The following is a 6,662-nucleotide window of genomic DNA, read 5'->3' as shown; positions in this document are numbered from 1 at the left end:
CTGTTTGCAAATAATCTGGGTTCGTTGGCAAATAATCCGGGTCCTGGATCCCCGATATTTGCAGTTAATTCGGGTCGAAAATTGCGATGTTTGCAGGTCGGGCCGCGGATGTTTGCAGGCCGCTACAAATAGCTCACCTGCGCCAGCGTGGCCGGATGGAATCGCAAGCTCGCCGCACGCCCTGAATCCTATTTGGATTTTTTCAGAACTCTCCGCTGCGCGGAATCGAAGGGGTACCGCTGACCGCTGTTCGCAATCTGCTGGGGCATACGACGGTCAAGATGACCGAGAGATACGCGCATCTTGCGCCGGAGGATGTGCGGGCAGCCGTCGCGATGATCGAGAGCGACGAGTCACGAGTCACGTTTAAGTCACGTTTAAGTCACGTTTAAGTCACGTCGGGAAATTGAAGGTGGTATCGATCACCGGGTAAAGGCTTGAGTTGTATGGGCCGAGGTCTACCGAATTATCGGCGTAAGTCGCTGTATAACAAAGCAATTATTTTTTAAGATTGACGCTGTTACCCCCAAAGTTACCCCCGCCAAGGGATCGCTGCCCATTTTTTTTTCCGACGAACGGCTGTCCAGAATCCATGCCCCACAAAAAACCCGCCAAGCGGCGGGTGTGTCGGGCTGGGTGTCTGTCTGGTCAAGGTGCAGGTTTGCACTCTGCTCCGGCTCGCATCTGATGCACTCGCATCCGTGCCGCCGCAATCTCTGGCGTCAAGGCTTCCGATGCCAGCCCCAACGGCTTACCACGTTCAGCCAGCAGGGATTCAGCCAGACTCGGCAACCGGGCATCCGCGCCGCGCTGCTCAAGACATTCAACTCTGCGTCTAATCGTCATGCGCCCCTCCCTTGCCGAAGACCACTCGCACCACCACCACCGCGCCCTCGACCTCGGGCGGTTCGGCGTCATCTCCAAAGACCAGCACCACGCGCGCCGCACCTGCACCCATCGCGTTCTCCAGCTTCTCGATCCTGCTCTCAATCCGATTCTGCATACTTCGCCTCCAGGCTTTCGATTCGTTTGATGAGTTCACCGACTTCGACCACTCGCGCCAGACTGCCAAGCCCGGCCAGTAGACGGCTTGCCTGCTCCGGCGTGATGTCGGCGTTGCCGGTCGCCGTCAAGATGGCGCGGCCATCGGATGCCAGATCATCACCAGCCAGGGGCAGAGTGACGGGTTGATCCATCGGCTTGATGCTGGGTAAGGTGCGGTCCAGCAGCAACCGCGCCGCCTGGGTATCGCCCGCCTTGGCCTGCTCCACCATCGCGGCCAGGATCGCGGGAATATCCTTCTCGATGGACTGGCGCAGCTTCATCTGACTGACGATGCCAGCAGGTCGACCACTGGGATTTCCCGATTTGCCTTTCACGAAGGGCACCTTGTTTCTCCTTGCTCCGATCAATACTCAATAGTATCGGCGATAACGATTGACGATGCCTATAGTTATCGTCACCGCCGATGATTCGATTAACGGGTGGCATCCACCACACGCGGGGCGTCAGCAGCCGCCGGGCAATGGACAACCTTCGCGCCTCCACCGAACGGATACCCGGTCTGCATCGGCTCGGGCTTGACCTCGGGGACTGGCTCCGGCTTCGGCTCCTCCCACGGCTGGATAGATTCAACGATGATTCCGTGCCAGCCCATGCGCTCGGTCAGTCTCGCCTTTGACAACGCGATCACGGGAACCAGTCCAATGTCTTTCAGCTTTGCGGAATACAGAATCCCGCGTTGCCGTGCGTCATTGAGCATCCATTCGTGCTCGTGCCGGTTGCGCTCGACAATGCTGTCGCGTACCGATCCCCAGCTGCGAGTATCAAAAACAAACGGACGCATCTTTTTGGCAATCGCCAAGTCGACGACGGACCAGCCGTGGCTGGCGAGTTCCTGCTCAACGAAGGTTTTTAGCGGCGATTGAGATTCGATCATTGGGATTATTCCTTGGGTATTTCTGAATGAATGACCGCGCCAGTCGGCGGGTCGAGTGGTGTGCCGTCCGGCAAATCAGCAGCGCCGATGCCGCGGTCCTTGAGCCATGCGCGGCATTTCCGCATCGCCACCTGTTCGAGTTGGGAGACGCGACCTGGGCTGACTCCGAGCGCATCAGCGATTTCGACTTGTGACAGTTCGGTCATGGTGCCAGCCGTTTCCGCACATTCGAGACGGTACGCGGCGAGCACTTGAAACCTTCAGACTTGAGTATCTCGGACGCGCGCCGCTCGGGGATGCCCTCCAGTTCCCGAATGCGACGGTCGCGGGCGGCTTTGTCTTTGCTCAGGCCGGGAATATCCGTTGTTACAACGGGAATGATGGACGGCTGGATTTCCGTTGTGACAACGGGAATCTCGACAGGCTGAATATCCGTTGTTTCAACGATAATCGGTAGGCTCGGAATATTCGTTGTTTCAACGCTTAATCCCAGCCGTGACGCCAGTTCTCCAGCGATGCGAGCAAAGGCGGGTGCCGACTTGGCGCGATAGGCTTTCGTCAGCGCCAGCAGGAGAACCGAGTCGGGCATGGGTCCGAGCAAGGTATCCAGGTGCAGCGCCGCATCCGCCTTGCCGATCAATCGCCGGGTGCGCTCGCCGGGCGTGAGCGGTGCGTCGATCTTTGGCCTGCCGCGTGGTTTGTGGTCGCTCATTTCTCGTTGTATCAACGGTTAATCGGTGTCTCGATTATCGTTGATACAACGAAAAAGGCAAGTTGCTTATTGGTCTTGCCGATGATCGAAGGGGGTCGCTGTCGGCGATACCCTTCATGCCAGATCACTGCATCATCACAGTCTGCCGCGTCAGCCCTGACGCGAATTCGCCGTCCATGACGATTTCCATCGCCACAACCAAGAGGCCGAAAAGCATGATCTTGTCGTGCTCGTCATCGAAGTGGATGCGGCCATGGTCCAGCCCGCGAATCACGCTCATCCCGGTTGTCGCGAGCGCGGTCTTAATGTTCGCCGGGTCGGTCGGGTTCATATCGAGGCCATCGGCCATGGCGCACAGGCGTTGCATGGTTTCACTCATCATCAGGTCGTGAGCCGCTTTGGTCTGCGCGTCGGTGATGTAGGGCATGCGCTTTTCGGTCATCGTTCTCGGTCCTCGGTGATTCGGTTAGGACGCGCGCCACGATGACGCGCGAATGGGTGGTGGGGCTACGGCTTCAGGACCGTGACCGAGTAGCGGTTGAACGCCTTGCCCGTCTTGCCTTGCTCGCGTCCATGAAACATGAGGCTGACCAGATCCCCACGCTCGGCTTGCTGGGCTTTCATCTGCGACAGCAACCAGTCAGTGAGCCATGCCGCGATCAGTGCGCCCGCTGGCGTCTGGATAATCATCTGCCGCTGCTCGCCGAATGGGCCGGATGCCATGCGCGAACCAGCAAGCACGCCTTCCAGCACATCGCCCGGCGCAGGCTTCCAGGTGTTTATCTCAGAATTGAGACGAGCCGCTTGCCGCAACCGCTCCAGGGCGGCAGTTGGAATTGGGATAGTCGTTAGATCGTTCATCGCGGTGCCCTCGCCGTTGCCCACAGCCGCGCATGCAACCCTGGGAACCGTTCTTTACCGGGTCGCCTGTCTGGGTCATCCGCTCCAGGTGCATAGCCCACGCACCGCTGTAGCGCGTTCTGATCGGGTTCGTAGCGAGTGCCTGTCAACGGTAGCCGTCCAGCTTCGGCGGCCTGACATCGACCGTTGCGGGAAAGATTCCGGCATTGCCGACAGGTGCGCCTGTCGTCAGGCGGGAGTGTCACGGCGACCGCCACACCGAGCGCATGCGCCATTGCTCGCATACCTGCCAGCCGCTCGGGATCGCGTAACCCGTCCAGCCAGCCGCGGCGGGTGTCCGGGTCATCCTCCTGCCAGTGATCCAGCAGCGCCAGGGCGAGCGCCTTGTCGTCGTCGGCGAGTGCGGCAGCAGGCGGCGGGTCCGGTATCGGCTCGATCCGACAATCGGGATAGTCCGCCTGGATCTCGGCCAGGGTCGCGGGCGGAGTTCTGCTCAGGCTGAACTGCTCGCTGTTTGGCCGGGTGATGACGAACAGGCGGTAGATTTTTACCGGCTCGGGATCGTCATTTGCTGCAATCGCGTTTTCAGCGTTCCGGGGGTTTGCTACGGCTACATCTGCTACTGGTGCTACGGTTCGGCCTTGTTGCGTTGCGTAAACGGGCTTTTGCGGGCTATGTGTAGCAACAGTAGCAACCGTAGCCGTAGCAAAGTCCCCGGCGCGCGTTTTTCGGATCAGGTCAGCGATGCTCATAATCCGCCCTCGCAAAGCGCCGGGTTGAGCAACAGGATCGTTCTCCGCCCCTCCTTCTCTGCCCTCAGCCGATCCATTTCCACCAACTCTTGAATCGCTGTCTCCAGTCGGCTTCCATCTCTCAGAGGCCCATGCTGACGCACGTAACGCTTGCTCACGCGGTCGATGCGGTGGCGCAGGCAATGCTCCACCAGCCAGGCGTCGAGCTTCGCCGCGTCCACCAATTCCTCGGGAATGGCCAGTTCGCCAAAGAACCGCCGCGCCTCGGTCAAGTGCCATGCGGCAATCTGGCTTGCGCCCTCGAACGCTTCCATGCTGACCGGTCCGATACCGCCCTCGAAGATATGAAACAGCGCCGCAATTCGCACCGCGTTGTCGGCGGTCTTGCTGGCCACGTCGCGCACGTCGTGCAGTTCCCCGCCTGCTTTCAGTGCCTCCTCGATGGCATCGTGAAACGCGATCCAGGCGGCTTTCGCTTCCGGTGAGAGCGTGAGCATGACCGGCTCCAGCGTCCCATCGTCCGTAAGCGGAACCGGCTGCTCCAGAATGTCGGTCAGTCGTCGATTGAATAGCGCCAGATGGGGCCATGCCTCGGGTGCCTCGGTGAAGGGGCGATACCCTTGCGTCGATTCCGGCCACGCGAGGAGGAAGCGAGCCAGGAACCCCGTTCCTCTGGCGAGTCCACCAGCACGGTCGAAGAAACTGCGGAGCGTCGTCTCCTGGATTTGCAGCGCCACGGTCAGGCGAGCGCCTTTCACGACAAAGGACTCTGAAGTCCTCCGCCCAACGGAGTGCGTGCCGCCGTCCCATAAAATATTCAGCAGCGCCAGATTCCGCATGATGCTGTCCTTGCCCATGCCATGCGCACCGAAGATCAACCCCGCTTCGCTGGAAATGACACCGGACGAGGGCCAGTTCTTCGCCAGACTCCACGCCATATTTTCGGGGGTCTCGTCGCCCATCAGCAGCTTAGGAACGCGCGGAGCTTCCGGCTCATCCAACTGCAACAGCTCCATCTCTGCGTCCAGTTCGTCGGTATTCTTCGCCTTCTTCGCCGCGTCCCTGGTGGCGGCTAAGACGCCTTCCTGCTTGGACTTCCACGAGGCCATGTTCGCCGCATAGCGTTTCAGTTCGGGCTTGGCGGCTTCGGTCTCCTTGGCTTCGTGGGCACGGATCGCGGCAGTAAAGAACCCGTCCACGGTGGTCTTACGCTCGCCGCTGTCGCCGATGGTCAATAGATCCAGCGACACGGGGCCGACAAGCTTCTCGGCACGCTTGATGTCGTAGTGCCCCTGGATCGCCACCGAGAGCGCCGACAGCGAGCACGATGCGATCAGCGCCAGCGGAGCCTTGACGAACGCGCGCACCTCCTCGACCGCCATCCGCACGGTCCTGGGGAGAGCGTCCAGCGGATAGGCTTCTGGAGAAACCTGAACCGTGATCGGTTGCGGCTCCGGCCATTCGCCTTCCTGACGTTGGTTCGCGCGGTCATCCGTGCGCGCGCGCTCGCCCTTGACGCCGGTACTGGCTTGGTCAGACTTACCGCTGAAATCGACATCAGGAGTCGGCTCGTTCCATCCCAGCGATACCGGATCAATGCCTATCTGGCTGCAAAGCCATAGCGCCGCCTCGTTGGCAGTGCGCGCCGGAGTCCCCCACTTCATCACGACATCGATTGCCGTCAGGCCGTGCTCTTCGCCGTGGTCCTTGATCCCGGACGGGTGGAGCGAAAGATCCTCTTCCAGGTGGGGTCGCCCAAGCGATTTGGACGTGACGCGGTAGCCGCCTTGATACGGTTTTGCGGACGGGAAAATGACAGGCACCCAACAGTCCATATTGGCAAGCGCAGCGTCTTTGACCGAGCGGAAAAATCCACCTTCGGATCGGTCATGATGCGAGGTATCCGCCCGCACCCGCTCCGGTTTCGGCTGAGGTGCTGGCTCGTTCAAGATCGCGTCGCGGTCAAATCCGAGCGCGCCGATCAGTTCGTCCAGGGTGACGCGACCATCGGGATTCCAGGCCAGCAGGCGGTGTTGGTGTGCTGGTTGATGCTTGGTATTCGAGCCAACAGGCAGGCGGACGTAACGCACCGGGTTGTTGCCGCTTTTATCGTTCGGCAGGTGCCCGGCATCCGCCAACGCCTGATTGAGTCTTCCCGCAATGCCGATGTCGGTAATCGGATCGGTGAGAAGGAAACCGATCTGCGTATTGCTGCGACCCTCCGGCTGGCTCGTTTCCAAGATCCAGGTCGCTTCGATCCCCGGCAGCGGAGGCGAGTCGTCCAGGACCACCACAAACTGACGCGAGAAATTCTCCTTTCTCCGCTTTCTCGCGCCGCTGGCGTCGGGCTTGAGTGCCGACACCGAGAAATAGGTATTGCACGCTGGATAGTCGGCCA

Annotated in this window: 9 protein-coding genes; all 9 read right to left on the bottom strand. The window is 60.3% G+C overall.

Going from position 1 to position 6,662, the window contains the following annotated elements; all coding sequences use genetic code 11:
- Positions 1-835: 835 nt before the first annotated feature.
- On the bottom strand, positions 836-1,003 hold the full coding sequence (locus CCR95_RS17040; protein WP_201096499.1) for a hypothetical protein: 168 nt from the start codon (positions 1,001-1,003) through the stop codon (positions 836-838).
- On the bottom strand, positions 987-1,388 hold the full coding sequence (locus CCR95_RS17035; RefSeq protein ID WP_201096497.1) for a DUF5681 domain-containing protein: 402 nt from the start codon (positions 1,386-1,388) through the stop codon (positions 987-989). The genes CCR95_RS17040 and CCR95_RS17035 overlap by 17 nt, the downstream gene beginning before the upstream one ends.
- 89 nt (positions 1,389-1,477) lie before the next feature.
- Positions 1,478-1,939 carry a hypothetical protein gene (locus CCR95_RS17030; protein ID WP_201096496.1) on the bottom strand — a complete coding sequence of 154 codons (462 nt, stop codon included), beginning with the start codon at positions 1,937-1,939 and terminating at the stop codon, positions 1,478-1,480.
- 5 nt (positions 1,940-1,944) lie between these two features.
- Complete coding sequence (locus tag CCR95_RS17025) at positions 1,945-2,145, bottom strand: sigma factor-like helix-turn-helix DNA-binding protein (RefSeq protein ID WP_201096494.1); 201 nt, start codon at positions 2,143-2,145, stop codon at positions 1,945-1,947.
- Positions 2,142-2,579 (bottom strand): hypothetical protein, encoded by a 438-nt coding sequence (locus CCR95_RS17020; protein WP_207188661.1) that lies wholly within the window; start codon positions 2,577-2,579, stop codon positions 2,142-2,144. Before CCR95_RS17020 ends, CCR95_RS17025 begins: the two co-directional genes overlap by 4 nt.
- Positions 2,580-2,775: 196 nt before the next feature.
- Positions 2,776-3,093 carry a hypothetical protein gene (locus CCR95_RS17015; protein WP_201096489.1) on the bottom strand — a complete coding sequence of 106 codons (318 nt, stop codon included), beginning with the start codon at positions 3,091-3,093 and terminating at the stop codon, positions 2,776-2,778.
- A 65-nt stretch (positions 3,094-3,158) separates the two neighbouring features.
- On the bottom strand, positions 3,159-3,512 hold the full coding sequence (locus CCR95_RS17010) for a hypothetical protein (protein WP_201096487.1): 354 nt from the start codon (positions 3,510-3,512) through the stop codon (positions 3,159-3,161).
- Complete coding sequence (locus CCR95_RS17005; protein ID WP_201096486.1) at positions 3,509-4,264, bottom strand: hypothetical protein; 756 nt, start codon at positions 4,262-4,264, stop codon at positions 3,509-3,511. Before CCR95_RS17005 ends, CCR95_RS17010 begins: the two co-directional genes overlap by 4 nt.
- Positions 4,261-6,662, bottom strand: a 2,402-nt coding sequence (locus CCR95_RS17000; protein WP_201096483.1) for a YfjI family protein, incomplete at its 5' end; no start/stop codon positions are given. The genes CCR95_RS17005 and CCR95_RS17000, both read right to left, overlap by 4 nt.

The organism is Thiocystis minor, assembly GCF_016653465.1.
GTDB lineage: Bacteria > Pseudomonadota > Gammaproteobacteria > Chromatiales > Chromatiaceae > Chromatium > Chromatium minus.
Note: the sequence above shows the minus strand (reverse complement) of the source record. Positions and strands in the feature narration are given on the sequence as shown.